31 protein-coding genes are annotated in these 25,005 nt (G+C 57.3%); 23 read left to right on the top strand and 8 right to left on the bottom strand.

Annotation, left to right across the window (positions count from 1 at the left end):
• Nucleotides 1-2: 2 nt before the first annotated feature.
• The 10 genes from G7G_RS0101520 to trmD are packed head-to-tail and all read left to right on the top strand — an operon-like array spanning nucleotide 3 to nucleotide 5,232.
• Entirely contained in the window at nucleotides 3-515 is a 513-nt protein-coding gene (locus G7G_RS0101520; protein WP_010437594.1) for a GNAT family N-acetyltransferase, read from the top strand.
• Entirely contained in the window at nucleotides 512-1,063 is a 552-nt protein-coding gene (locus G7G_RS0101515; protein ID WP_010437593.1) for a GNAT family N-acetyltransferase, read from the top strand. Before G7G_RS0101520 ends, G7G_RS0101515 begins: the two co-directional genes overlap by 4 nt.
• Nucleotides 1,060-1,599, top strand: coding sequence for a GNAT family N-acetyltransferase (locus tag G7G_RS0101510; protein WP_010437592.1), 540 nt, complete (start codon nucleotides 1,060-1,062; stop codon nucleotides 1,597-1,599). The genes G7G_RS0101515 and G7G_RS0101510 overlap by 4 nt, the downstream gene beginning before the upstream one ends.
• Nucleotides 1,596-1,892 carry a chorismate mutase gene (locus G7G_RS0101505; protein ID WP_010437591.1) on the top strand — a complete coding sequence of 99 codons (297 nt, stop codon included), beginning with the start codon at nucleotides 1,596-1,598 and terminating at the stop codon, nucleotides 1,890-1,892. The genes G7G_RS0101510 and G7G_RS0101505 overlap by 4 nt, the downstream gene beginning before the upstream one ends.
• A 42-nt stretch (nucleotides 1,893-1,934) precedes the next feature.
• A complete protein-coding gene (gene rpsP / locus G7G_RS0101500) occupies nucleotides 1,935-2,324 on the top strand; it encodes a 30S ribosomal protein S16 (protein ID WP_010437590.1) in 390 nt (129 codons plus the stop codon).
• Nucleotides 2,325-2,336: 12 nt separating this feature from the next.
• The gene (gene bluB / locus G7G_RS0101495) at nucleotides 2,337-2,972 is read left to right on the top strand and encodes a 5,6-dimethylbenzimidazole synthase (RefSeq protein ID WP_010437589.1); all 636 of its coding nucleotides are present in this window, start codon (nucleotides 2,337-2,339) and stop codon (nucleotides 2,970-2,972) included.
• Between the two features lie 2 nt (nucleotides 2,973-2,974).
• Nucleotides 2,975-3,121, top strand: coding sequence for a hypothetical protein (locus G7G_RS24495; RefSeq protein WP_010437588.1), 147 nt, complete (start codon nucleotides 2,975-2,977; stop codon nucleotides 3,119-3,121).
• The gene (rimM, locus tag G7G_RS0101485; RefSeq protein WP_010437587.1) at nucleotides 3,114-3,617 is read left to right on the top strand and encodes a ribosome maturation factor RimM; all 504 of its coding nucleotides are present in this window, start codon (nucleotides 3,114-3,116) and stop codon (nucleotides 3,615-3,617) included. Before G7G_RS24495 ends, rimM begins: the two co-directional genes overlap by 8 nt.
• Nucleotides 3,617-4,432, top strand: coding sequence for a hypothetical protein (locus G7G_RS0101480; protein WP_010437585.1), 816 nt, complete (start codon nucleotides 3,617-3,619; stop codon nucleotides 4,430-4,432). The genes rimM and G7G_RS0101480 overlap by 1 nt, the downstream gene beginning before the upstream one ends.
• The gene (trmD, locus tag G7G_RS0101475) at nucleotides 4,429-5,232 is read left to right on the top strand and encodes a tRNA (guanosine(37)-N1)-methyltransferase TrmD (RefSeq protein WP_010437583.1); all 804 of its coding nucleotides are present in this window, start codon (nucleotides 4,429-4,431) and stop codon (nucleotides 5,230-5,232) included. The genes G7G_RS0101480 and trmD overlap by 4 nt, the downstream gene beginning before the upstream one ends.
• 2 nt (nucleotides 5,233-5,234) lie before the next feature.
• On the opposite strand, the gene G7G_RS0101470 is transcribed toward trmD, so the two are convergent.
• Entirely contained in the window at nucleotides 5,235-6,035 is an 801-nt protein-coding gene (locus G7G_RS0101470) for a glycoside hydrolase family 25 protein (RefSeq protein WP_010437581.1), read from the bottom strand.
• 45 nt (nucleotides 6,036-6,080) lie between these two features.
• Here G7G_RS0101470 and G7G_RS24340 point away from each other — a divergent pair, with 45 nt between their 5' ends.
• The 3 genes from G7G_RS24340 to rpmE all read left to right on the top strand — a co-directional run bounded on the left by G7G_RS24340 (nucleotide 6,081) and on the right by rpmE (nucleotide 7,033).
• Nucleotides 6,081-6,254, top strand: coding sequence for a hypothetical protein (locus G7G_RS24340; protein ID WP_010437579.1), 174 nt, complete (start codon nucleotides 6,081-6,083; stop codon nucleotides 6,252-6,254).
• Between the two features lie 162 nt (nucleotides 6,255-6,416).
• A complete protein-coding gene (gene rplS, locus G7G_RS0101460) occupies nucleotides 6,417-6,800 on the top strand; it encodes a 50S ribosomal protein L19 (protein WP_010437578.1) in 384 nt (127 codons plus the stop codon).
• Between the two features lie 11 nt (nucleotides 6,801-6,811).
• A complete protein-coding gene (gene rpmE, locus G7G_RS0101455) occupies nucleotides 6,812-7,033 on the top strand; it encodes a 50S ribosomal protein L31 (protein ID WP_010437577.1) in 222 nt (73 codons plus the stop codon).
• A gap of 47 nt (nucleotides 7,034-7,080) precedes the next feature.
• On the opposite strand, the gene G7G_RS0101450 is transcribed toward rpmE, so the two are convergent.
• The 3 genes from G7G_RS0101450 to G7G_RS0101440 form a co-directional block, all read right to left on the bottom strand.
• Nucleotides 7,081-8,988, bottom strand: coding sequence for a cellulase family glycosylhydrolase (locus G7G_RS0101450; protein WP_037320585.1), 1,908 nt, complete (start codon nucleotides 8,986-8,988; stop codon nucleotides 7,081-7,083).
• Between the two features lie 275 nt (nucleotides 8,989-9,263).
• A complete protein-coding gene (locus G7G_RS0101445; RefSeq protein WP_010437575.1) occupies nucleotides 9,264-10,850 on the bottom strand; it encodes an MFS transporter in 1,587 nt (528 codons plus the stop codon).
• Between the two features lie 129 nt (nucleotides 10,851-10,979).
• Nucleotides 10,980-11,867, bottom strand: a complete 888-nt coding sequence (locus G7G_RS0101440; RefSeq protein WP_010437572.1) for an AEC family transporter — start codon at nucleotides 11,865-11,867, stop codon at nucleotides 10,980-10,982.
• A gap of 217 nt (nucleotides 11,868-12,084) precedes the next feature.
• Here G7G_RS0101440 and G7G_RS0101435 point away from each other — a divergent pair, with 217 nt between their 5' ends.
• Nucleotides 12,085-12,894, top strand: coding sequence for a division plane positioning ATPase MipZ (locus G7G_RS0101435; protein ID WP_010437571.1), 810 nt, complete (start codon nucleotides 12,085-12,087; stop codon nucleotides 12,892-12,894).
• Here G7G_RS0101435 and G7G_RS0101430 read toward each other — a convergent pair.
• The 3 genes from G7G_RS0101430 to G7G_RS0101420 form a co-directional block, all read right to left on the bottom strand.
• Nucleotides 12,891-13,676: a DNA/RNA non-specific endonuclease gene (locus tag G7G_RS0101430; RefSeq protein WP_139056584.1), complete on the bottom strand. Its 786-nt coding sequence runs from the start codon at nucleotides 13,674-13,676 to the stop codon at nucleotides 12,891-12,893. The genes G7G_RS0101435 and G7G_RS0101430 overlap by 4 nt on opposite strands.
• A 122-nt stretch (nucleotides 13,677-13,798) precedes the next feature.
• Entirely contained in the window at nucleotides 13,799-15,034 is a 1,236-nt protein-coding gene (locus G7G_RS0101425; RefSeq protein ID WP_010437566.1) for an adenylate/guanylate cyclase domain-containing protein, read from the bottom strand.
• Nucleotides 15,035-15,096: 62 nt separating this feature from the next.
• Nucleotides 15,097-15,549 carry a MarR family winged helix-turn-helix transcriptional regulator gene (locus G7G_RS0101420; RefSeq protein WP_010437564.1) on the bottom strand — a complete coding sequence of 151 codons (453 nt, stop codon included), beginning with the start codon at nucleotides 15,547-15,549 and terminating at the stop codon, nucleotides 15,097-15,099.
• Between the two features lie 58 nt (nucleotides 15,550-15,607).
• On the opposite strand from G7G_RS0101420, the gene hmgA reads away from it, so the two are divergent.
• The 9 genes from hmgA to G7G_RS0101375 all read left to right on the top strand — a co-directional run bounded on the left by hmgA (nucleotide 15,608) and on the right by G7G_RS0101375 (nucleotide 23,162).
• Nucleotides 15,608-16,963, top strand: a complete 1,356-nt coding sequence (gene hmgA / locus G7G_RS0101415) for a homogentisate 1,2-dioxygenase (RefSeq protein ID WP_010437563.1) — start codon at nucleotides 15,608-15,610, stop codon at nucleotides 16,961-16,963.
• Between the two features lie 66 nt (nucleotides 16,964-17,029).
• Nucleotides 17,030-18,286, top strand: a complete 1,257-nt coding sequence (gene fahA, locus G7G_RS0101410; RefSeq protein WP_010437562.1) for a fumarylacetoacetase — start codon at nucleotides 17,030-17,032, stop codon at nucleotides 18,284-18,286.
• Nucleotides 18,287-18,289: 3 nt separating this feature from the next.
• Nucleotides 18,290-18,646, top strand: a complete 357-nt coding sequence (locus G7G_RS0101405) for a VOC family protein (RefSeq protein WP_010437561.1) — start codon at nucleotides 18,290-18,292, stop codon at nucleotides 18,644-18,646.
• A 3-nt stretch (nucleotides 18,647-18,649) separates the two neighbouring features.
• A complete protein-coding gene (locus G7G_RS0101400) occupies nucleotides 18,650-19,600 on the top strand; it encodes an MBL fold metallo-hydrolase (RefSeq protein ID WP_010437560.1) in 951 nt (316 codons plus the stop codon).
• 134 nt (nucleotides 19,601-19,734) lie between these two features.
• Nucleotides 19,735-21,345, top strand: a complete 1,611-nt coding sequence (locus tag G7G_RS0101395; protein ID WP_010437559.1) for an FAD-dependent oxidoreductase — start codon at nucleotides 19,735-19,737, stop codon at nucleotides 21,343-21,345.
• 5 nt (nucleotides 21,346-21,350) lie between these two features.
• A complete protein-coding gene (locus tag G7G_RS0101390) occupies nucleotides 21,351-21,548 on the top strand; it encodes a DUF2783 domain-containing protein (protein ID WP_010437558.1) in 198 nt (65 codons plus the stop codon).
• Nucleotides 21,549-21,553: 5 nt separating this feature from the next.
• On the top strand, nucleotides 21,554-22,096 hold the full coding sequence (locus G7G_RS0101385) for a VOC family protein (RefSeq protein WP_010437557.1): 543 nt from the start codon (nucleotides 21,554-21,556) through the stop codon (nucleotides 22,094-22,096).
• A 7-nt stretch (nucleotides 22,097-22,103) separates the two neighbouring features.
• Nucleotides 22,104-22,742 (top strand): maleylacetoacetate isomerase, encoded by a 639-nt coding sequence (gene maiA / locus G7G_RS0101380; protein ID WP_010437555.1) that lies wholly within the window; start codon nucleotides 22,104-22,106, stop codon nucleotides 22,740-22,742.
• A gap of 87 nt (nucleotides 22,743-22,829) precedes the next feature.
• Nucleotides 22,830-23,162 (top strand): DOPA 4,5-dioxygenase family protein, encoded by a 333-nt coding sequence (locus tag G7G_RS0101375; protein WP_010437553.1) that lies wholly within the window; start codon nucleotides 22,830-22,832, stop codon nucleotides 23,160-23,162.
• On the opposite strand, the gene G7G_RS0101370 is transcribed toward G7G_RS0101375, so the two are convergent.
• Nucleotides 23,159-24,787, bottom strand: coding sequence for an acyl-CoA synthetase (locus G7G_RS0101370; RefSeq protein WP_010437551.1), 1,629 nt, complete (start codon nucleotides 24,785-24,787; stop codon nucleotides 23,159-23,161). The two genes, G7G_RS0101375 and G7G_RS0101370, sit on opposite strands and share 4 nt — an antisense overlap.
• Between the last annotated feature and the right edge of the window lie 218 nt (nucleotides 24,788-25,005).

Below are 25,005 nucleotides of genomic sequence, written 5' to 3'. Positions count from 1 at the left end.
CGATGGCAGCAGCGCAGTATCGCGCAGCCCTGCCGGTCATTCGGACCCGGCGGCTGGTTCTGCGCGCGCCTACTCTGGACGACCTGCCGGTATGGACGTCGATCTGCAAGGAGAGCTTTGGCGATACCGAACAGGACGCCTGGACTGAGTTTTCCTACTACACATCGGGCTGGCTTTTGCATGGGCATGGCCTGTTCACGGTCTCGCTAAAGGACGACGATCAGGTCATTGGCTTCGTCATTCTGGGCCTCGAATGGGACGACCACGAGCCCGAGCTTGGCTATATGTTCGGAAGCAAGTTCCGCATGCAAGGTTACGCGACAGAAGCGTGCAGCGCTGTTCGCGATTTTGGCTTCGATCTGCTGGGGACGGGCCGGTTCGTAAGCTATGTTTCGCAGTCCAACACACGTTCGAACGCATTGGCGCAGCGTCTGGGTGCGACTCGCGACGCTGTTGCCGAAAGCGCCATTGGTCCAACACAGCATGTCTGGCGGTACGGCGAGGTGCAGGCATGAATTTCGCTCTGCCGATCCCGACGCTCGAAACCGAACGCCTGATCATGCGCGCACCGTCCGAGGCTGACCTGGACGCGGATACGGCGTTCTTTGCCACCGACGCCGCGCGGTTCGTCGGCGGACCTTTGCGCCGGGATGAAGTGTGGCGGGTGTTCGCCTCGCTTCTGGGCCATTGGGCCGTGCGCGGCTATGGCTATTGGAGCGTCGATGAAAAAGACACCGGTACCTATGTTGGCCGTATCGGACTGTGGTTCCCCGAAGGCTGGCCCGAGCCCGAGGTCGGCTGGACCCTGCTGAACCACGCCACCGGCAAAGGATATGCGACCGAGGCCGCTTTGACCGCCCGATCCTATGCCTATGATGTTCTGGGGTGGGCGACCGCGATCTCTCTGATCGATCTGGACAATACCGCCAGCAAGGCCGTGGCCAAGCGGATGGGTGCACAGTTCGAATTTCATTATGAGCACGCTAAATACGGTACTTCGGAAATCTGGCGGCATCCTTCGCCAGGTGATCTGGTCAATGGCGGCGTGGAGGCATACGCATGACCACGTTTACCATCCCCACCGTCGAGACCGAACGACTGATCCTGCGCGCGCCGCATCTGGACGATCTGCCTGCGATGTCCGAATTCTTCGCAACCGAGCGCAGCCATATGGTCGGTGGTCCCAAGGACGCGCTGGAAAGCTGGAGTTCTCTGTCGAACCGGTTGGGTCATTGGGCGCTACGTGGTTATGGCTTATGGCATCTGACCGAAAAGGCCAGCAGCGCATTTGTCGGCTGGGCCGGCATGATCTACGTCCCCGGCTGGGCCGAGCCCGAGCTGGGTTGGACGCTGATGGCAGAGGCAGAAGGCAAAGGTCTGGGCTTTGAGGCCGCAGCCGCTGCACGCGACTACGCCGCCCGGCATCAAGGCCTGAACGGTGTGATTTCCTACATCGCCCATGCCAATGACCGCTCGCGCGCTTTAGCCGAACGGCTGGGCGCAACGCTGGAAATTGAGAGAGCCGAGCTTTTGGGCAAGCACGCCCAGGTCTGGCGCCATCCGCAGATTGATTTGACCACCGAGAGGACCGGCCAATGAACAACCCCGTGACACAGGCTGCCGCGCTGTTGAAGGATCACCGCGAAAGCATCGACCGGCTGGATGCGATCCTTGTCTACACGCTGGGTGAGCGGTTCAAGCACACGCAGGCTGTGGGCAAGCTCAAGGCCACACACGACCTTCCCCCGTCCGATCCTTCGCGCGAGGCTGCGCAGATCGCACGGTTAGAAGACCTGGCGAAAGAGGCCGATCTGGACCCCGATTTCGCCAAGGCTTTCCTGAATTTCATCATTCAGGAAGTCATCCGACACCACAAGAAACATCAGAACTAACCGGCACCTACGCCGGATACGCCATTCAAAGGAGATACCACCATGGCAATGAAAATTCGTCTCGCCCGCGGCGGCTCGAAAAAGCGTCCCTTCTATCGCATTGTTGCGGCTGACAGCCGTATGCCGCGCGATGGCCGTTTCATTGAGAAACTGGGCACCTACAACCCGCTGCTGCCGAAAGACAGCGAAGAGCGCGTGAAAATGAACATGGAGCGCATCCAGTACTGGCTGGATCAGGGCGCACAGCCCACCGACCGGATCGCACGTATGCTGGAAGCTGCTGGCGCACGCGACAAGGCCGAGCGCAACAACCCCAACAAGGGTACTCCGGGCAAGAAAGCTCAGGAACGCGCAGAAGAAAAAGCGGCCAAAGCTGCTGAGGCCGCTGAAGCTGCTGCTGCACCGGCTGAAGAAGCTGCGGCAGAAGAATAAGCAGGCGGGCGCGTGCGGGATCAGGCTTTTACCAACGATTTTCGCACGCAGTTCGATCTGTTGATGCGGCTCCGGCGCGATGTGCGCCGGTTCCGCATGGACGCGGTAGACGAGGCAGTGCTTATGCGCTGCCTCGACGCGTTTCGACTGGCCCCTTCAGTGGGGCTGAGCGAACCCTGGCGTGTGATCCGCGTCGAAACTCAGGCTGCGCGTGACGCGGCGCTGAAGAATTTCCAAGCCGCAAACGAACAGGCGCTGGCCGGGTATTCCGGCGAAAAGGCGCTGCTTTATAGCCAGTTGAAACTGTCCGGGATGAGAGAAGCCCCGGTGCAGCTGGCCGTGTTTTGCGACGATGCCACCGACAAAGGCCAAGGTCTGGGCGCGGGCACTATGCCCGAGATGCGGCGCTATTCTGTGGTCTCAGCCGTCACCCTGTTCTGGCTTGCCTTGCGGGCAGAGGGGTTGGGGCTGGGTTGGGTGTCAATTCTCGATCCCGACCAGATGGCGCGCGATCTGGATGTGTCTGAGGACTGGCGGTTGATCGGTTATTTTTGTGTAGGCCTGCCCGAAAGTTTTTCGGATACGCCTGAATTGGAGCAGGTCGGCTGGGAAGACCGCAATGACACTTTGCCCATCGGGGTACGCTAGACATGTTCGGATTGTTACGGCTTCCCATCCTGCTGGCGATCGCCTTTATTGTGGGCGTATTCTTCGAACGCTCGAACCAGCGCGAGGCGTGCGAGGTGATCGGGCAATGGCGGGACGGGCTATGTGTGACGGATGGTCAAAATGAGTGATCTGATCTGCGTGGGCAGCATTGCGGGCTCGTACGGTGTGCGCGGCGAGGTGCGGCTGAAAAGCTTCTGCGCCGTCCCCGAAGATATCGAGGGCTATTCGCCGCTGACCGACGAGACCGGCAAAGACCGCTATCCCGTGGTCCTGACCCGCGCGATCAAGAACGGTTTTGCCGCCCGGTTGGGTGGGGTTGAGACCAAGGAAGAAGCGGATGCGCTGAATGGCCTGCGCCTTTATGCGCGGCGCGATCAATTGCCCTCGCTACCGGATGATGAGTTTTACCACACCGATCTGATCGGGCTTGAGGTTTATGATACCGGCGGCACCCTGCTGGGCCGGGTGAAATCGGTTCAAAATCACGGCGCGGCGGATCTGTTGGAACTACACGGGCCGGGCTTAAAGGCCACCGTGCTGCTGCCGTTTACACTCGAATCCGTTCCGACCGTTGATCTCGACAAGGGCCGCATCATCGCCGATCCGCCTGAGGGCCTGCTGTAATGCGCCGCGTGTTGCTGCATCTGGGTCTGCACAAGACCGGGACAACGGCGGCACAGTCCTTTCTGTTCGAAAACCGGTCACTGATCTGGCCGCACCATGCGTTGGTCCTGCCCTATCGGACCCGCAAAACCGGCCTGTCCGAAGCAGCCACACGCTATTCCGTCTACGGCACCCCCGGCGCGATGAGCGATTTCAAGGATCAGATGCGGCACTTCCTGAATTCACTGGAATTCGGCCAGAAGCGCGGACTGGTTCTGAGCGAAGAGAATTTCTCTGGCCTGCGCCCCAGCCGCAATGTCGCGGTGGGATATGAAGCCGCGCCCGAGCTTGCCTCTTGTCTGGTTGGCCTGATCCGGGATCGGTTTGCGGGGGAAGAGGTGCATATCAACCTCTACTACTCGCTGCGACAACGCGGCAGTTGGCTACGCAGCCTGTGGGCGCATGATCTGCAACGCTCGCGCCTGATTCAGGATTTTGAAACCTTCCGCGCGCGGCTTGTACCCGTGCCCTCACCCCAGATCGCGGCAGAGGCGGTGCGGGATCGCCTGCCCTCGGTATCCGTCCGAACCGAATGGCTGGAAGACCTGCAGGGCCTGCGCTATGGACCCGGAAATACATTTGCCGAATTCCTTGACCTGCCCCCGGACAAGGCTGGCGAACTGGTTGGCCCGACGCGTTCGAACCCACGTCTACCTGAAGATATCTTGCAGCAAATGTTGGAGATAAACAGATCCGATCTGGACGACGCTGCGTTGATCGAACAAAAGGCTGCTCTGGTTCAACGCGTCCAAAATGACCTGATCGGCTCAAAATGACAGAGAAACCCGGAAAGTCCCATGGCCGTAAAGCCATCCGCCCGACGCTGAAGCCGCGCGAGTTGATGACGCCGACGCCCGATCTGCATGGGGTGTGGAAGGCCAAGATCATCACCCTTTTCCCTTCGGCCTTTCCCGGAGTGCTGGGCGAAAGCCTGACCGGCAAGGCTCTGCAGGAAGGGCTGTGGCAATTGGAAACCGTCGATCTGCGCCAGTTCGGGGTTGGCAAGCATCGCAATGTGGATGACACCCCTGCAGGTGGCGGTGCGGGCATGGTCCTGCGTGCCGATGTGCTGGGCGAGGCCATCGAGCACACGATGGCGGGCATCCGGGGCAACTGGCCACTGATCTACCTAAGCCCACGCGGGCGACGGATGGACCAGCAGATGATGCAGAGTCTGGCGCGCTGCGATGGCATGACCTTGCTTTGTGGTCGGTTCGAGGGCGTCGATGAGCGGGTGCTTGAGCATTACGGCGTGCAAGAAGTTTCCTTGGGCGATTTCGTCATGACCGGAGGTGAGATCGCGGCGCAAGCCCTGATCGACGCTACGGTGAGGCTGATCCCTGGCGTTTTGGGTAATCAGGCTTCGGCTAAGGAGGAAAGCTTCTCCTCCGGCCTGCTGGAGCATCCGCAATACACCCGCCCCGCAGACTGGAAAGGCCGTCCGATCCCGGACATTCTGATGTCGGGCCACCACGGTCGCATCGCGGACTGGCGTCATGAGATGTCGGAAGAGATCACCCGCGAACGACGGCCCGATCTTTGGGGCGCATATCAGAAATCCAAGGACAACGACTAAGGCTAGCGGGTCGCTTTCCAGAGCGCCCAAGTCTCAGGCGTACCATTAAAGGTGTTGATGTCGACCTTGCCCTGAACCCCCGGCACCAGTCCTGTGCCGGTATATTGCCAGAAACGCCAGATCGCGCTTGGATAAACATTGCGAGGATGTCCGGCGACCGAACGCAGCCAGAACTCGGTCTTGGGCAGCCGGCCAATGTCGGTGTCGCGGTAAAAGTCGACCGTTGTATAGACAATCGGGCGGCGCCCATAATGGCGTTCCAGAATATCCAGGAATTTTTTTGCCTCGGCCCGGACGGTTCGCCCATCTGGGCGCAGGGTGCAGGTTTTGGAATGCGGCGTCCATTCCATGTCCAGCACATGCGGCAGATCGGCCCCTTTGGGCACGTTCTGGATGAACCAACGGGCCTGCTCATGAGCCGGGCGGCAGAAATAGTAATAGTGGTAAGCGCCCCAGGGCACCCCGGCACCCTGCGCACCGCGCCGGTGTTCGTCAAACATCGGGTCGGTGAAATCTCCGCCCTCGGTGGCTTTGATGAATGCGAAACTGACACCGGATTTCTGGGCGGTACGCCAGTCAATCGGTCCCTGCCAGCGCGATACATCAAGCCCGTGCACCGGGTAATGGCCGGGATGGCGGCCCTCCCATTCATGCGGGTCGGCGTCACCAAACGCGGGATAGATGATCGAAGGCGGGGTCGTGTCCGCAAAGGCCTGTGGTTCAACCGCCTGAGGCTGGGGGCCGCGGCGGCCACATGAGACGAGTGCAAGCGCTATGACGGCCAGCAGGAGTGCTTTGCGCATCTTTTGGTCCTGTATCAAATTTCTGCTCTGATAATTGAACCCAGAATGCCTGATCTGGCCGCCAAGGCAACGATGTATTTGACCGATGGCGAAAACACACCGGCGTCCGCAGCGAATCGTGTCAGTTTAGGCTTGATCCCTGCACACAAAGCCCTTAAAGCAGCGCAATCCGGTGCCGCGTTACGCGACTCCGGTGTTTTGGTTTGCATCCTGACGTGACGCCCGGCTTTCTTCGGCCCCGGCGCGACAGGGCGGACCGGACCAAAAGGAACATTCGATCTGACCTCTGGCGGGCTGTACGCAGGACCCGGTGAAGACCAAGAGCTCTCAGCCCGTGCCCAAACTTCGTGGACCAACCACGAGCAGATAGGAGTAACTGCGATGGACCTAATCGCACAGCTTGAGGCGGAACAGATTGCCGCCCTGGGGAAAGACATCCCCGATTTCAAAGCCGGTGACACCATCCGTGTCGGCTTTAAAGTGACCGAAGGGTCACGTACCCGTGTGCAGAACTACGAAGGCGTCTGCATCGCACGTAAAGGTGGCAACGGCATCGCCGGTTCGTTCACCGTTCGCAAAATCTCGTTTGGCGAAGGTGTGGAGCGTGTGTTCCCGCTGCATTCGACCAACATCGACAGCATCACCGTTGTCCGCCGTGGCCGCGTCCGTCGCGCCAAACTGTACTACCTGCGCTCGCGCCGTGGTAAATCCGCGCGTATCGCAGAGGTCACCAACTACAAGCCCAAGGCTGGCGCCGAAGCGTAAGGAGCGGAAAGATGAAAAAAGACATCCATCCCGATTATCACGTCATCGACGTCAAAATGACCGATGGCACCGTGGTTCAGATGAAATCCACCTGGGGTGCCGAAGGCGACCAGCTGGCCTTGGAAATCGACCCCTCCGTGCACCCGGCATGGACTGGTGGCTCGTCGCGCCTGTTGGACGCTGGCGGCCGCGTGTCGAAGTTCAAGAAGAAATACGAAGGTCTGGGCTTCTAATCCCAAACCGCTCGAATTCAAAAGACCGTCCCTTGGGGCGGTCTTTTTTATTGCAACAGATCAAGATAAAGCCAGCGCGCACCATTAAGCTCTGTCAGGTCAACTATGTGCCTGCCATTTTCATATTGATGCGCCTTTGGAGGAAGAGCCCGACCCGGATCAACGGACCTCAGTTTGAGGTCAGCGGAGGCGGTAATCTGCAAAATGCCCGTAACCGGTTCGACCCGGAAGGCAGCTGATTGAGGTTCGACAGGAACACTTCGCCCTGAAATCGAGATCAAAATCTGACGCGATTGTGCAATGTCATTGCCATCCAGACTTTGAACTGCCACCGCCGCCATGGGTGTCGTGATGTCGAATACAACATTTCTGGTCGTAATTACCTCGTCATGGAAAAGGCCTGCCACAATCTGACTCTTTACCGTGTCCACCGTGAACCGGGCATTGCCAAAGTCGCGCTGAAACTCGCCCGTATCTGCGGCAACAACGGTGGCATCCTCTGCCAGATATGATCTGTCGAGATCAAGCGGGCCGTATTCGTCGCGGTTCAATTTGGTCGCCGCGAGCCACGGCAATGCACGAGTCTCGGGCATACATGTTACCAACCTGCTTTGTTCAAACACTGTCCGTATGGCAACTGATGTTTCCGGAGACACAGGACGGCCAAAGAACGTGTCCTCATCCAAGCAAATCGCGTACGTATTCTCGGCTTGCTTGACATGGCCTTCCCGGAACAGAAGGGCTGCGGCGGGCATCATCCATATCATCCCGGGATCTTCGGCCATACTCCAATTGTTTGGCGACGTTGATCGGTTCAGAGATTGCTGTGAGTAGCCATAGATCATCATGGCATCCCAGCCTTGATGCGCTGCGCTCGTCGCAACACGGAGCGGCGTGATGAACCTATCTTCTGCGGGAAACTCCCCAATGTTCCACTCTGAAACGCTAAGCGGCATACCTTCGACCTGCGCGATCGCGATCCATTCCAAAAAACCACTCTGTTGGCGCGGGTCAAAACCGATTTCACCAACTGCTCCATAACTATGCGCGTCGATTATGGACCCAACGGTCAGCGATGGCAGACCCGCGATTGTCATCCCGCCCCAAAGGCTCGTTGTCGAGATCAGACCTTCAAATCCGGTGTCGCGAACAACGGGGATCAGTTGTTCGTTGAAACGGCGTTCAAGATCGTTCAGAAAAATCTTCGAGTCGCCGTGCTCCCATGTCCGCCAGGTTTCATCGGGATCAAGCCCGTTGCCGCGCGCAAATTCATCTGCCATAGCCATGAATAGTTCACTATGCATAGGTACATTCTTATTCGGGAGGAGAGCATTGCCGAAGTGATGCGTAAGGTCGTTTTCGTTCGTCAACATCACGGCGACAACTGCCGGGTCCTCGGCATACGTAAGACCCGTCAAAGAATTTTCGTGGCGCAAATAGGCGTTCTGGAATTCGATCATTCGCGCCTCAATACTGGGCGAGATGTAGTTAAAGCCTCTGACATCGGCAATATCGTCATCCCCAGCAATCTCATCGAACCCGGAAATTCCGTCCTGCTGCGTAAACCTTCGACCTACATGGAGATCAAGCCATACGTAAATTCCTTGCCGCTTGAGCGCTGCAATCCAAGCGTCAAGCTTTTGCATCGACGCTGGGTCGAGGTTAAGCGTATCAGAGGGATCTGACCCGAAGACGTTAGGACCCACCCAATGAGAATCGTGGTGGTGAATTCTGACAAGGTTAATCCCCAACCGCGCCATCCTTTGGGCATGCAGTTCGACTGAATTCAGGTTGGTATGAAATAACGCATATGCCTGTAGATTAACGCCCCAAAAACGGACTGGCGTCCCATCCTCAAACACCAATGCACCGTCTTGCGCTAGAATTTTTCCGTGAAACCCGGCAGGTTTATGATTGAGCCAACTCAGATCAGGTGTCGGTGCATAGGACAGCACCCTATCTATTGGCCATTTGCCCGAAGCCGAGGAATCTTGTGCCAAAGTGCATACGGGCAAGGTACACAGTGATAAGAGGACATACAGAAACCGTTTCGTGATACCAAATAGACTCATTAACTTTTCCAATACCAGTACATCCACATCATAACCTCAGTTCCGGTAGCCGCTATTCACAAAAGTTGTGCTTCCGGACGTACCAGTTGTGTTTTCGCGATGCTCAACTCAGAGCATGAAGTAAGCCCCAAACCCAGAATCGCACTTGAAACCGTGCGCTATCGGGTCAGGTTTACCGCGCTATGCACAGGCGGAACGGGCCCTCTGAGCAGCAACAATGCCAGCAGCATCCCAACCAGTGCGACACCGGCAGCGATCAGCATCACACTGTCAAAAGCATCATCCTGAAGATCACGCAGAGCACGTGCCAGTGTTGCGCCAGTATCCGGATCAAGCCCAGCGATAAGCTGCTGTACCTGACTGGCTGTACCATGGGTCAACGCATGAGCCAGATCGGCCCGTTGCTCTGATCCAGCGGGTAATGCGGCGATCACTTCGGACAGACCCCGACGGGTGGTGATCGCCTCGGCCAGCCCACCGACCACGGCACCAAGGGTCGCACCAAAATAGAGGAACGCGTTCACCACACCCGAGCCCTGCCCCATGTGCTCTTCTGGCAACAAGCGCAACCCGAGACGAGGCAGCAATGAAAACCCGATGCCAAGCCCGGTGCCGATGATCAGCAGCTTCCACCAGATCCCGCCCATGCCGGTCGTGTTCGTCGTCGTGGTCAACAGCAGAAAACCACAGGCCATGAAACCCATGCCAAGTATCACGGGCCATTGGAAGCTATAGGGTGCCAGAAAGCGCGGCGCGATCACGGACACAACGAACATGCTGAGGCTCAACGGCAGGATCGCCACACCTGCGCCGACGGCCGATAAGCCAAATGCATCAGGCGACTGCACAAACACGTTGAAATAGACAAAGAAGCTAAACAGCGCGAAGCCGGTGATGAACATCCCCGCCGCTGCCATGAAATAGCGGGGATGACGGAAATAACGTAGCTCGATCAGAGGGTCTGCGCTTCGGCGCGAGGTGATAATCAACGCAATCACCGCAATCGCTGAAACGCAGAGCGGGATAAGTGTCGAACTGGAGGTCCAGCCCTGGCTTTCGCCATTGCTAAGAGCGAAGGACAGCGGACCGAGCAGAAGGACCAAAGCAACGGCACCAGCCATATCAAACTTCGCACCAGCAAGGCGCGTGTCAGGTACATAATGTTCCTTGCTCACCCGTAACCCGACCAGAAATGCAACCAGCAGCAGCGCGAGATCGGTGGCAAACACGCCCCGCCAACTGAGGTAATGCGCGAACGCGCCGCCCAAGATCGGACCCACACCGATCGCCAACCCAACGATCGCACCCCAGGCGCCGGTTACGCTGGCCCGCTGATCTTCTGGCGTCGCCGCCGTCAACAATGACAGAGAGGTGCCAAACAACGCCGCAGCTCCTGCGCCCTGAGCCCCTCGGCCTATCAACAACATGGCAGCATCCTGCGAAAGCAGCACCAGGGCAGAGCCAAGGGCAAACACAATCATCCCGGCAAAGAATACGCCGACCTTGCCGGTAATATCACCCAGCCGGCTAACGATGGTAACAAGTGTGGCGCTCACCACCGTATAGATTGCCATCACCCATTGCAGGCTGGATGGTGACAGATCAAATTCGGTTTTCAGGTTGGGCAGGATCGTCGCAACGGCGGTCGAATTGAACCCAACTACCATCATGCACAGCGCCGTCATTATGAGAACCAGACGCCCCCCACCCGAGCCTGAATTGTCATCAGTGACGCTTGCTGGCATCTGTGTACTCCTCGTTCAGGAATAGCCTGCTGGCCTTCGTGGCGCATAGCTTAGCGCTGTGTTGTTCCTATTATTAAACGATTTTTCGTTGGTGCGTATAGCTTTTCCGCTAGGCGAGCTTTGCCCACTTCAGACCCAGTAGGACAGTGCCACCGGCAACACCAAAATCGTGGTCAGGGTTGAAACCAGAATGAAGCCGGCCACGTCGGGCCCGTATTCCGGTACATGTTGATCAATGAATAGATAGGTTGCGACGGAAGACGGCATCAGGCAGCACAAGATCACCGCCCCCCGCTCGGCCCCTGTGAAGCCGAAAGACCAGACCAGCGCGCTTGCAATCACCATGGCCATCACCAGGTGCAACGCGGTCAGCAATACAGCGCGCCCAAGGCTTATGATCCGCAGCGTTGCAAGCGTGTGCCCCAACGTCAGCAGCATCAACGGAATCGAGAGACCACCCAGTATGTCAAAGGATTTGGCAACCGGTTGTGGAAGGCTATAGCCCGTGGCCATCAGCACCAGAGACAGCGCTACCGCGTAGATGATCGGAGATGTAGCAAGTTTTCTGGGTGAGAACTCCCCAGCCGGAATCCACATACCGATCGTGAAAATACTGATCAGCACAACAACCACAAATCCCATCGTATAAGCCATGCCGGCATCCCCCAACGCCAGTAAGGTTATGGGAAGACCGATATTGCCGACATTGCCGTGCATAAGCGGCGTTAAAAACGCCCGCGCTGGCAACCGCATCAGTTTGAGCGCGACAAACCCCAACACTCCAAATCCTGCGATCGCCAAAGCGGCTGCTGTCATCACGTCAAGAAACGTGCCGACCGCGATTTTGGTGGTCGACAAGTGCGAGATGATCAAGGTTGGATACCCGACCCTCGATACGATTCCACCAATGACCTTATTGTCGAACGGAGCACGGATTAGTGCCAGACAATAACCGATTCCAGCACAAATCAGGACGGGCAGAACCACGTTCAGGACGTTCAAAAACAGATGGTCCAATTGCTGTCCTTAATCACAATTCCTCGATCCCGACAGTGAAATACGGGCGTCTGATTGGCAAGGATTTACACTAAACCCTACCCATCACGCGTTTTTCCAAAATAGAGCCTGATAAAGCTACTCGGGACGGCCCGAGGTTCTTCCCTTCCACGCTCACACAACATATAGTGGCTGCCACAACGTGTAGATAAACACGGCGGGACTTGGGAATACAGGCATGGCACATATCATCGTGGTCGGGAACGAAAAAGGCGGCGCAGGTAAATCGACCGTGTCAATGCATGTTGCCACTGCCCTGGCTCGACTGGGGCATAAGGTCAGCACGCTTGATCTCGACTTGCGGCAGCGCAGTCTGGGCCGGTATTTCGAGAATCGCCTGAACTTCCTCAACGGCTCGGACCTGTCTCTGCCCAGTCCGCGCCATCACGACCTGCCCGAGATTGACGCCAGCGCGCTGAAACCCGGCGAGAATATATATGACCACCGCCTGTCGGCTGCCGTTGCAGAGCTGGAAAGTGACAGCGATTTTATCCTGATCGATTGCCCCGGATCGCATACGCGACTCAGCCAGGTGGCCCATTCACTGGCCGATACGCTGGTTACGCCGCTGAACGACAGTTTCATCGATTTCGACTTGCTGGCGCGGATCGATTCCAAGGGTGAGAAAATCCTTGGTCCGTCGGTCTATTCCGAAATGGTTTGGAACGCCCGCCAATTGCGTGCTCAGGCCGGCTTGAAACCGATCGACTGGGTGGTGGTGCGTAACCGGGTCGGGACGCAGCGCATGGTCAATAAGGAAAAGATGCAACGCGCCATCGAGATGCTGTCGCAGCGCATCGGTTTCCGGGTGGCTTCTGGTTTCTCTGAACGGGTTATCTTCCGCGAACTTTTCCCGCGCGGGCTGACCCTGCTGGACCTCAAGGATATTGGCGTCAAACAGCTCAATATCTCGAACATCGCCGCGCGGCAGGAATTGCGCGACATGATGAAAGAATTGAACCTGCCGGGGGTTGAGATCGATTTTTAGAGGCTCAACGGTGGTGGAGCCTTTAAAGGTCTAGGGTAGTTCTTGTTGGGCGGGGCTGATTGAGCTTTGCCCGTGCTCGCTTCAACGTACTCTGTCTTAATCTTGTAGGTGATTTTCTCTGGGAGTTTTCTTAACTTTCTTTTTACTCTATCAGAACAATTGCTGAACCAGGGTGACATATTGCCTTCGGCTTTGATTTTCAGCTCAACACGAACATAGTGTTTACTAGCCGACATTTTCTCAGCGTTTTTTGCGGCTTTGAAAAAATTGTATAAAGAGGTTTCAAACTTCTCCATAACAGCATTTTTGTTGCGATCCAGCGGCACCAAGTTTTCGGATTTTCCAGACCCACCCAGTTTTTGCGCTAATAAGTGGCCACGAACCCACCGCTGCGAGTTCAGTTCCGCGTAATCCGCAAGTTCAAGTATACCCGTGAGCTTGAGCTCTTTGAGTATGGAATCGACCGATCGCATTCGTTCGATCTTTTTGACATCAAGGCTGGAAACAGCGGCGTTAACATCTGAAATCTTGATGAAGTCGCGCACATTCCAGTTTGTATTGAATTCATCAACGATCACACAATCGCTTTTGCTTGCACTCTGCCCTCGATTTAGGCAGGTCGATGTAAGAGTAGCGGTCGCGGCTCTGCCACCATAAACCTTATCGCTCGGGGCATAATCCACTGAGAATTTTGGAATTTTTAGTGCCATCACTCGTACAGGTTCCCAACTGATCAATACCAAAACTAAAGAGTTGCATTTTTCTAAATTGCGATAGTTCAATGTTGTATCAAGAACTGAAGAAAAGCTCCGTTCCGGTACAATGATAGATTTTCGGTCGCCTCTACGTCAACCAACTCCGCATCGGAAGCCTACACCCGGGATATTTTATCGCCTATCACGATCTAGTTCGCTGCATGGTAGACCGTAAACAGCTCTTTCGGCTCTGCCACACCTCGCAGCATATAGCGCCCAACTGAGATCAGTTCCTGATCGCAAGGCTGAGCCGCACGGGCCACATCATCCGAGATCAATATTCGTTGCCCCAACGAACGATGCATCCCGGCGATACGGGATGTCTGGTTCACGGTCGGGCCGATGACGGTAAAATCAAGACGGCTGTCGGCACCGATATTGCCATATAGAATCTCGCCCGCATGCAGGGCTAACGTATAGTTCGAAACCGGCTGCCCACGCTCTTTGCGCAGGCTATTCAGCTCGGCCATACGCTCCTGAAGCATTGTCGCGGCAGCCAGAGCGGCACGGGCGTCGGCATCAATTTCGCCCACATCAAACATCGCCATAACCCCGTCGCCCATAAATTTCAGAATATTTCCATCACATTGATGAACCACATCCACCACAGCAGCGAGGTAGTCATTCAACATGTCAATGACTTCAATCCCGGGAAGTTCTTCCGACAGGCTGGTGAAACCTTCGAGATCGAAATTCCAGATCACCGCATCGATTTGCTGCAAAGACCCCCGGCGGATTTCGCCGGACAGGACCCTCCGCCCGGCATCACGTCCCAGGTAAACCCGCATCAAGTCCTTAGACACCCGCGCATTCGAGGCCGACTTCAAGGCCAAACCCAAGTGTGGCAGCGCAGTTTCGATCACTTCCAGATCATCGTCGCCGAACCCTTCGGGCGCGTTGCTGGCCCAGGACATCAGCACGCCATCAATTGACATTTTTGCATCGTGCGGGTTGGTTTGGCTGGGCACGTCAAAGCTAATACCAGTCGCGTAATAGTCCGTGGCACCGTTTTCCCGCAATTCATTCAGCAATGGAAATCGGCTGGGTTCATTCTGATCGACAAGACGTTCGCGGATCGCGTCGACGTCCTCGTTCAGAATTACATAGAGCGGGCTTTTGGTCCAAACCTCGCTGGGCTCCTCGGAGTATTCGAAAGTTTGGAAATCACCGCCGCGATCCTGATACCAGCTGTATCCAGTGCCACCGTAGACCGGATGCAATGCCGGTTGCGCTGCGTGGAACCGCATCAAAGGCACGCCAAGATCGACCAGACGGTTGCAGTAACCGTCCAGCAGCTCTTCTTTGTCAGCCCCTTCCAAACCTCGGGCAACAAGCCAATCGATCAGATTATGGGATTTTGCCGTTGGGGACTCCGGCTTGGTCATTTCACAGTCCTGTGTTTGTTATGGCGTTGATCTGGGGATCATTGCCCCAGATTACCAGAGTGCTATTCCATTCCAGCTAGGCGTCGCAGCATCATGCGCAGCAATGCGGCTTCGCCGGTCGTAAAATGGGCTGCAAGCTTAGCGTCATAATCGCGCGCAATTCCGCGTAGCTCACGATACACACTCTGGCCAGAGGTTGTCAGCGTCAGTCTTTCAACTCTGCGGTCGTTTTCGTCCCGCGTCCGTTTCAGATATCGGCGCTGTTCAAGCTTGCGCACAGCGCGGCTGACTTTGGTCTTATGTATCTTCGCGCGCAAGCCGATTTCCTTGGCCGTCAGCTCACCATAATTCCCAAGGTGAAACAGCACCCGCCATTCGGTACGCAACATCCCATATCGATTCTTGTAGACGCGCTGAAATTCGAGCGAGCTTTCCTCGGCCGCCTGATTCAACAGGAATGGCAGGAAATTTCGCAAATCAAACTCATCTTTTTCGTCATTATTCTGTTGTGTCATCCTTGTTAGTTACAAAATCAACTATTATCCGACAAGCAGCAACTTGAAGGAGCGCCCGATGAATCGCCCCACCGATCCGCATAAGATGACCCAGGCCAGCACCCCTGTTGGGACCCATCCCGGCTATATGCCCGGCTTTGGCAATGACTTTGAGACCGAGGCCCTGCCCGGCGCGCTGCCGCAGGGCATGAACAGCCCGCAGAAATGTAACTATGGGTTATATGGTGAACAACTGAGCGGCACCGCCTTCACTGCCAACCCGCCCGAACGCACGTGGTGCTATCGCATCCGGCCTTCGGTGAAGCATTCGCATCGATATGTGAAAATCGACCTGCCTTTCTGGAAATCAGCGCCCTGCGTTGATCCGGACGTGATCTCTCTGGGCCAATACCGCTGGGATCCAGTGCCACATTCGGATGAAGGCCTGACCTGGCTGACCGGCATGCGCACCATGACCACGGCCGGGGACGTGAATACCCAAGTCGGAATGGCGAGCCACATATATCTGGTCACAGAATCGATGGTGGACGAGTACTTTTTTTCGGCAGATTCAGAATTGCTAGTCGTCCCGCAGGAGGGTCGGCTTCGATTTGCCACCGAAATGGGTATCATCGATCTAGAGCCGAAGGAGATCGCGATTATCCCACGTGGGCTGCTCTATCGCGTCGAAGTGCTGGAAGGCCCCGCGCGCGGTTTCGTTTGCGAGAATTACGGACAGAAGTTCGAACTACCCGGGCGCGGACCGATCGGGGCCAACTGCATGGCGAACCCACGCGACTTCAAAGCTCCGGTGGCAGCGTTCGAGGATCGCGAAGTGCCTTCGACCGTGACGATCAAATGGTGCGGGCAGTTCCACATCACCAAGATCGGTCACAGCCCGCTGGATGTGGTTGCATGGCATGGCAATTACACGCCTTACAAATACGATCTGAACACCTATTGCCCGGTCGGCGCGATCCTGTTCGACCATCCCGATCCGTCGATCTTTACCGTCCTCACCGCACCCTCAGGTCAGCCGGGCACGGCCAATATCGACTTTGTTCTGTTCCGCGAGCGCTGGATGGTTATGGAAGACACGTTCCGCCCACCCTGGTATCATAAAAACATCATGTCCGAACTGATGGGCAACATCTACGGTCAGTACGACGCCAAACCGCAAGGGTTCATCCCGGGCGGCATGAGCCTGCATAACATGATGATCCCACACGGGCCCGACAAGGAAGCTTTTGAAAAGGCGTCGAATTCGAACCTCGGCCCGGATAAGTTGGAAAACACCATGTCTTTCATGTTCGAAACCCGCTTCCCACAGCACCTGACCGGTTTTGCCGCAACCGAGGCCCCGCTGCAGGACGATTACATCGATTGCTGGAGCGACATCGAAAAGAAATTCGACGGGACGCCGGGCAAGAAGTAAGTACCGCTCAAGACCTAAGATTTTTCGTCGAAAAATCTTGGCCGCGAACAAAGGTTTGGAGACAAGATGCCTTTAGTTAAATCCTGGGTCTCATCGGCCAATTCCGCCGATCACCCATTTCCACTGAACAACCTGCCCTATGGCGTGTTCTCGACAGAAAGTACCGAGCCCCGCTGTGGGGTGGCTATCGGTGATATGATCTTCGACGTCACCGCCGCCGAGGTCGATGGGCTGATCGCACTCTCGGACGAGCCGCTCTTTGATCTGCCGTTTTGGAATCCGCTGATGGAGGAAGGCCCTGCCGTATGGGCCGCCTTGCGCGACCGCCTGATCGCTCTGCTGGCCGAAGGCTCAGACGCGCAGCACAAGATCGAAGGCCTGCTGATCCCGCAGGACGAGGCCGAGATGCATATGCCCTTTGCCGTCAGTGAATACACCGATTTCTACGCGGGACGCCATCACGCCCAGAACGTTGGCACCATGTTCCGCGGCGCTGAAAATGCGCTGCCACCGAACTGGCTGCACATCCCCATCGGCTATAACGGGCGCGCCTCGTCGGTGGTTGTTTCGGGCACCGATATCCGCCGCCCTTGGGGTCAACTGAAATCCCCCGATCAGGACCTGCCCGCCTTCCTGCCCTGCCGCCGCTTTGATATCGAGCTTGAGATGGGCGCTATCGTCGGCACACCGTCTGACGGCCCGATTTCTGTGCAGCAAGCCGATGACAACATCTTTGGATACGTCCTGCTGAATGACTGGTCCGCGCGCGATATTCAGGCGTGGGAATACCAACCGCTGGGGCCGTTTCAGGCCAAGGCGACAGCGACCTCAATCAGCCCGTGGATCGTGACCAAAGCGGCGCTGGAGCCATTTCGCTGCGACACGCCAGATCGTGAGTTCGCCCTGTTGGATCACCTGAAAGATTGCGGACCGATGCTGTATGACATTGATCTGGCCGTGACCATGGCGCCCGAAGGCAAAGACGCCACGACCATCGCACGGACCAATTACCGCGAGATGTACTACTCGGCGGCACAGCAGTTGGCGCATCACTCGACGTCTGGCTGCCCTATGAACACAGGCGACCTGCTGGGATCCGGTACTATCTCGGGCCCGACCAAACCGGAACGCGGCTCATTGCTGGAACTCAGCTGGGGTGGAAAAGAACCGTTGACGCTGGATACCGGCGAGACCCGCAGCTTCATCGAGGACGGGGACACCCTGACCCTGACCGGCGCGGCCAAAGGCGACGGCTATTCCATCGGGTTCGGTGATTGCACCGGCACAGTGCTGCCAGCGTTAAGCGACCCTTATGCGCGCTGATTGATGTTTGAGCTCGACCATATCCAGATCGCGCTTCCCGAAGGTGGCGAATCCACTGCCCGGTTATTCTGGTGCGATGCTCTGGGGTTGAGCGAACTGCAAAAGCCCGAAGCCCTGCGCGCGCGTGGTGGCCTCTGGCTGGCGCTGGGTCAGTGCGAACTTCACTTGGGTGTCGAGAAAGACTTCTCACCAGCCCGCAAAGCCCATCCGGGTTTCGCCGTCGATGATCTGGATGCGATCGCCGCTCAGATCGAAAGTTACGGTCAGAAATTGCGCTGGGACACAACACTAAATGACCGCCGCCGGTTTTTCACCGAAGACCCTTTCGGAAACCGGCTCGAGTTTTTGCAAAAGGATTGAGAGATGGCCAAGGCATTCGCGTCCCAGGGGGACATGTCGGAAAAGAAAATCAGTTTCACCGAGGTGGGCGAAGGGCTTTACGCCTTCACCGCCGAAGGCGACCCAAACTCGGGAGTGATCATCGGCGATGACAGCGTGATGATTGTCGAGGCGCAGGCCACCCCGCGTCTGGCCGACAAGGTGATCGAATGCGTGCGCTCGGTCACGGACAAGCCGATCACCCATGTGGCGCTAACGCATTACCACGCAGTTCGTGTGCTCGGCGCCAGCGCTTTTGGCGCGCAGCAAATCCTGATGTCGGACATGGCCCGCGCCATGGTAGTTGAACGGGGTCAGGAGGATTGGGACAGCGAATTCCAACGCTTCCCCCGCTTATTCGAAGGGCATGAGAGCATCCCGGGCCTCACGTGGCCCACCACCACCTTCAGCGACACCATGACCGTTTATCTAGGCAACCGCCGGATCGACCTGATGCATCTGGGTCGCGCCCATACGGCAGGCGATATCGTGATCCATGTGCCCGATCAGAATGTCATGTTCACCGGTGATATCGTCGAATACCACTCGGCCTGCTATTGCGGCGACGGGCATTTCAGCGACTGGGGCGATACGCTGGATGAGATCAAGTGGTTTGACGTCGACGCCATTGCTCCGGGTCGCGGCGACGCTCTGGTCGGTAAGGACATGGTCAATGCGGCCATCGAAAACACCCGCAATTTCGTCGAAAGCACCTATCGCCCGGCGGCCAAGGTCGCGGCGCGTGGTGGCAGCCTGAAAGAAGCATGGGACGCGGTTCGCGCCGAATGCGATCCCAAATTCGCCGACTACGCGATCTACGAACACTGCCTACCCTTCAATGTCGCCCGCGCCTATGACGAGGCCCGCGGCATCGACACACCCCGTATCTGGACCGCCCAGCGCGATCTGGAGATGTGGGAGGCCCTGCAGGGCTAAGATTTCCGGGCCGAATTTGATCCAGATCGTGGCGGCCCGGATTTGACGGTGAAACTCTAACGCGAGACCTCCGGCGCAACTGTGCAGGAGAACAGACGAGGTGCGCCCGATGCGCCAGAAATGGGAGAGAGAGAGTGAACAAGATCTTTGAAGTTCCACTTTATGCTTACGAGGCCAGCCCGGACCAATCCGCGCCCGCGCCCGTGCGCCACAAGGTCATCGTTGTCGGTGCCGGTCCGGTGGGTCTGGCTGCCGCCATTGATCTGGCTCAGCAAGGGGTCGAGGTGCTGGTGCTGGATGACAACGATAAGGTCAGCTTTGGCAGCCGCGCCATCTGTTTTGCCAAACGCCCGCTGGAAATCCTCGACCGTCTGGGTTGCGGGCAGCCGATGGTGGACAAGGGTGTTCTTTGGAACAAGGGCAAGGTGTTCTTCGACGAGCGTCAGGTCTACGAGTTCGACCTGCAGCCCGACAGCGGCGATCAGCGCCCCGCCTTCATCAACCTGCAGCAATACTATTTCGAGCAGTTTCTGGTCGACCGCGTGCGCGAATTGCAGGCGCAGGGCGCTCCGATCGAAATCCGCGGCCGCAACAAGGTTGAAGCAGTCGGAACCCACCCTGATCACGTCAAGCTTGAGGTCGAAACGCCCGAGGGTTCGTACACCATCGAGGCGGATTGGGTGATCGCCTGCGACGGCGCGGGCTCACCTATGCGCGCCATGATGGGCAAGGATTTCGTGGGCCGCGTGTTCGAGGACAATTTCCTGATCGCCGATGTGATCATGGAGGCCGATTTCCCCTCGGAACGCTGGTTCTGGTTCGATCCACCCTTCAACAAAGGCCAATCGGCGCTGCTGCACAAGCAACCCGATGGCGTCTGGCGCATCGACCTGCAGCTGGGCTGGGACATCGACAAGGAACGCGAAAAACGCCCGGAGAACGTGATCCCACGCCTCAAGGCCATGCTGGGCGAGGATGTAAATTTCGAACTGGAATGGGTCAGCATCTACACCTTCCAGTGCCGCCGGATGGAGCAATTCCGCCACGGCCGCGTGATCTTTGCAGGCGACAGCGCGCATCAGGTCAGCCCGTTTGGGGCACGGGGTGCAAACTCTGGCGTTCAGGACACCGACAACCTGTGCTGGAAGCTGAAACTGGTGATTGACGGCAAAGCGCCAGAGTCGCTGCTGGACAGCTACGATCAGGAACGCATTCACGGTGCGGACGAAAACATCCTGAACTCGACCCGCTCGACCGATTTCATCACCCCGAAATCGCAGATGTCCCGCATCCTGCGCGATGCGGTATTGGACCTGAGTGAACATTATGATTTTGCCCGACCGATGGTGAATTCAGGTCGGCTCAGCGTGCCTTGCGTCTATGATGGCTCGCCACTGAATTCGGCGGATGCGCTGAACGGACCATCGCAGACGCGCCCCGGAGCGTCCTGTCCCGATGCGCCTTTGGGTGATGACTTTCTGCTGCCGAAACTGGCCGGACGGTTCACGCTGTTGACCATCGACGCCGATGCACCGGATGAGATCGAGGTCGACGGGATCACCGTCAAACGCCTGGCACTCTCGGTCAAAGACGACCCGACCCTGACGCTAAAGCGCCGCTATCTGGGCGATGCTACCGGAGCGGTCTATCTGATCCGACCCGATCAGCACGTGGCCGCCCGCCGCGACACTTACGAAGAAAACGCATTCCGGCACGCGGTGCGCCGCGCCACAGGCAAGGAGTAAGCGACATGGCCGAACTGATCCTCTCACCCAACCTGACCCAGGCCGACGATTTCTATGCCGATCTGGTGGCGGCCCATGAAGGGCTTGAGAAATCCGAAAGCGATGCGTTCAACGCACGCCTCGTGCTGGTACTGGCGAACCACATTGGCGACAATGCAATCTTGAAGCAGGCGCTTGAGGCCGCAGCGCTAAAACAGGAGTAAGCCTCATGAAAATCGATCAAATTCACCACGTCGCCTATCGCTGCAAGGATGCGAAAGAGACGGTGGAATGGTACGGCAAGATGCTGAACATGGACTTCATTCTGGCGATTGCCGAAGACCATGTGCCCTCGACCCACGAGCCCGATCCTTACATGCACCTGTTTCTGGATGCTGGAAACGGCAACGTGCTGGCGTTTTTTGAACTGCCCACCAAGCCGGAGATGGGGCGCGATCCAAACACGCCAATTTGGGTGCAACACATCGCGTTCAAGGTGAAGGACCGCGATGAGCTGATCGCGTTCAAGGACCATCTCGAAGCCAACGGGGTCGAGGTTCTGGGTGTCACGGATCATTCGATCTTCCATTCGATCTATTTCTTCGATCCGAACGGTCACCGGGTGGAACTGGCTTGCCCCGACCCCGAGGAAGAGGCCATGCTAGCCCGGCTGGATTCGGTGAAGTGGGATATGCTCGAAGAATGGTCGCGCACCAAACGGGCTCCTCAGCATGCCGACTGGCTGCATGCCAAGGAACTAAGCAAAGGCTGACCATCATATGTCCGAAGTGGTTCTGTTTGACTACTGGCGCTCGTCCGCCAGTTACCGGGTGCGGATTGCGCTCAATTTAGCCGGGATCACCTATCGCCCGGTCATCGTTGATCTGGTGAACGGGGCGCATCGCGCCCCGGATCATTTGGAACGCAACCCGCAGGGTCTGGTCCCGGTGCTGGATATCGATGGGGTTCGATTAACCCAATCGCTGGCGATCATCGATTATCTGGATGAGACCCGCGATCTGGGCCTGCTGCCAACCGATCCGGCCAAGCGAGCAGCCGCGCGGGCATTGGCACACAGTATCGCGGTGGATATCCATCCGGTCTGCAACCTGTCGGTTGCCAAACATGCCACCGCGCTTAGCAATGGTGCAGGCGACATGCCCGGCGACTGGATGCGTCACTTCATCCGGCCGGGTCTGCTCGCGTTTGAATCGCTGCTAGGCGGCTTTGATCAAAGCCCGTTCTGTACCGGTGACACCCCCGGTCTGGCCGATATCTGCCTGATCCCGCAGCTTTATAACGCGCACCGCTGGGAGGTTGACCTTACGGATATGCCCCGCCTGCTGGCGGTCGAAGCTGTGTGCGCTGAGCATTCTGCCTTTGCCGCAGCCCATCCCGACCTTCACGCTCCGCTCTGATCCGGCGCACAGGGTCTGTGTGGCGATGCGGTTGCACAAGCGCTCGGGTCGCCATTAGGTTCTCCGCAACGACAGACGGAGACCCCCATGCCCGAGATCACCGGTTACCACGCCCATGTCTATTTCGATGCCGACACGCAGGACACTGCACAGCAGGTCTGTGAAGAGGCAGCGCGTCTGTTTCCCACCGTGCAGATGGGCCGCATGCATGCGCGTAACGTTGGCCCACACCCACGTTGGAGTTGCCAGCTGGGCTTTCCCTCTGAGGTCTTTGAGCAGGTCTTTCCCTGGCTGATCCTGAACCGGCAAGGGCTGACCATCTTTACGCATCCAGAAACCGGCGATCACTTGGCCGATCACCGGGATCGCGCGATCTGGATGGGCGAGATGCTGGCGCTTGACCTGTCGATCTTCGACTAACCCAGCTCACGCGCGCGATCGCGCAAGATGAACTTCTGTATCTTCCCTGTCGACGTTTTCGGCAGCGCCCCGAAGACAACCGTTTTGGGGGCTTTGAAATGGGCCATGTGATCCCGGCAGAAGGCGATAATCTCAGCTTCATTCGCCTCTGCCTGCGGCTTCAATTCAACAAAGGCACAGGGCGTTTCGCCCCATTTCTCATCCGGGCGGGCCACCACGGCTGCCTCCATCACGGCCGGATGTTTATAAAGCGTGTCTTCGACCTCAACCGACGAGATATTCTCACCGCCCGAGATGATGATGTCCTTGGATCGATCCTTCAGCGCGATATAGCCATCCGGATGCATCACCCCCAGATCGCCCGAGGCAAACCACCCGCCTTTGAAGGCTTTGTCCGTCGCCTCGGCGTTCTTGAGATAGCCCTTCATGACAATGTTGCCCTGCATGAATATCTCACCCATGGTTTCGCCGTCTGACGGAACAGGCTCCATCGTCTCGGGGTCGGCGACCATCAGGCCAGACAGCGCAACATATTTCACCCCCTGACGCACCTTCAGCGCGGCGCGGTCTTCCGCGCCCTTCTCGTTCCATTCGTCCTTCCATGCGCAGACGACAGATGGGCCATAAGTCTCGGTCAACCCATAGACATGGGTAACCTCGACCCCCATCCCTTCCATCGCTTCGATCACCTTGGCAGGTGGCGGCGCGCCAGCAGTCATCGCCTTGATCTGCTGCGTGAAATCCCTGAGATGATCGGGCGCGTTGGCCAGCATATTCAGCACAATCGGAGCACCGCAGAAATGGGTTACGCCCTCTTCCCGGAACGCGCGATAGATCGGCTCGTCCCGCACAGCACGCAGACAAACGGACGTGCCCGCGTTGGCCGCCATCGTCCAGGGAAAGCACCAGCCGTTGCAGTGGAACATCGGCAAGGTCCACAGATAAACCGAGTGCTGCGGCATCCCCCATGTCAGGATGTTCGAGGTCGCGTTCAGTGCCGCGCCCCGGTGGTGATAAACCACACCTTTGGGGTTGCCGGTGGTGCCCGAGGTATAGTTCAGCGTGATCGCATCCCATTCGTCTGCGGGCAAAGACCATTCGAACTCCGGATCACCCTCGGCCAGCAGACTCTCATAGGTCAGATCGCCCAGCCGCTCGCCACCGTCAAAGCTGTCATCTTCGATATCAATCACTAGCAGGTCATGATCCACCTGCTCCAGCGCCAGTTTCACGACGCCCGAGAATTCAGGATCAACCAGCAGAACCTTGGCTTCGGCATGGTTCAGAATGAAGGCGATGATCGGCGCATCCAGCCGTGTATTGATCGCATTCAGCACCGCGCCGGCCATGGGCACGCCAAAATGGGCCTCGTAAAGCTCGGGAATATTGGCCGCGATGATCGAGACTGTATCGCCCACGCCTACGCCACGCATAGTCAGCGCGCTGGCCAGACGTCGGCTCCGCGCATAGGTTTCTGCCCAGCTATACCGGCGTTCACCATACACAACGGATGGGTAATCCGGATACACTGCTGCCGTTCGCTCAAGATAGCTGAGCGGAGACAACGGCGTGAAATTCGCCGGGGTTTTATCCAGATGTTGCTGGTAGATAGGTGTGGCTGTCATCCGGCGATCCTCCCAAACTCGTCAGATTGTCGTATTGAGCACAAAGTTTACGTCATAACAAACCCGTATTAATACGCGTTTGAGCTACACTGGAGATATCCTATGGGCTAATCTGGCCCTACTTCACGCGCACCATTCGCGTTGATCTGCAGTATCACGTCACTTTGCGCCCGCTAGGAGTTACTGATTCCCCGCGCGCCTCACTTTTGAAAGGACAT

Source organism: Ruegeria conchae (assembly GCF_000192475.1).
Classification (GTDB): domain Bacteria; phylum Pseudomonadota; class Alphaproteobacteria; order Rhodobacterales; family Rhodobacteraceae; genus Ruegeria; species Ruegeria conchae.
The sequence above is the reverse complement of the archived record's forward strand: the minus strand, read 5'-3'. Positions and strand labels throughout refer to the sequence as shown.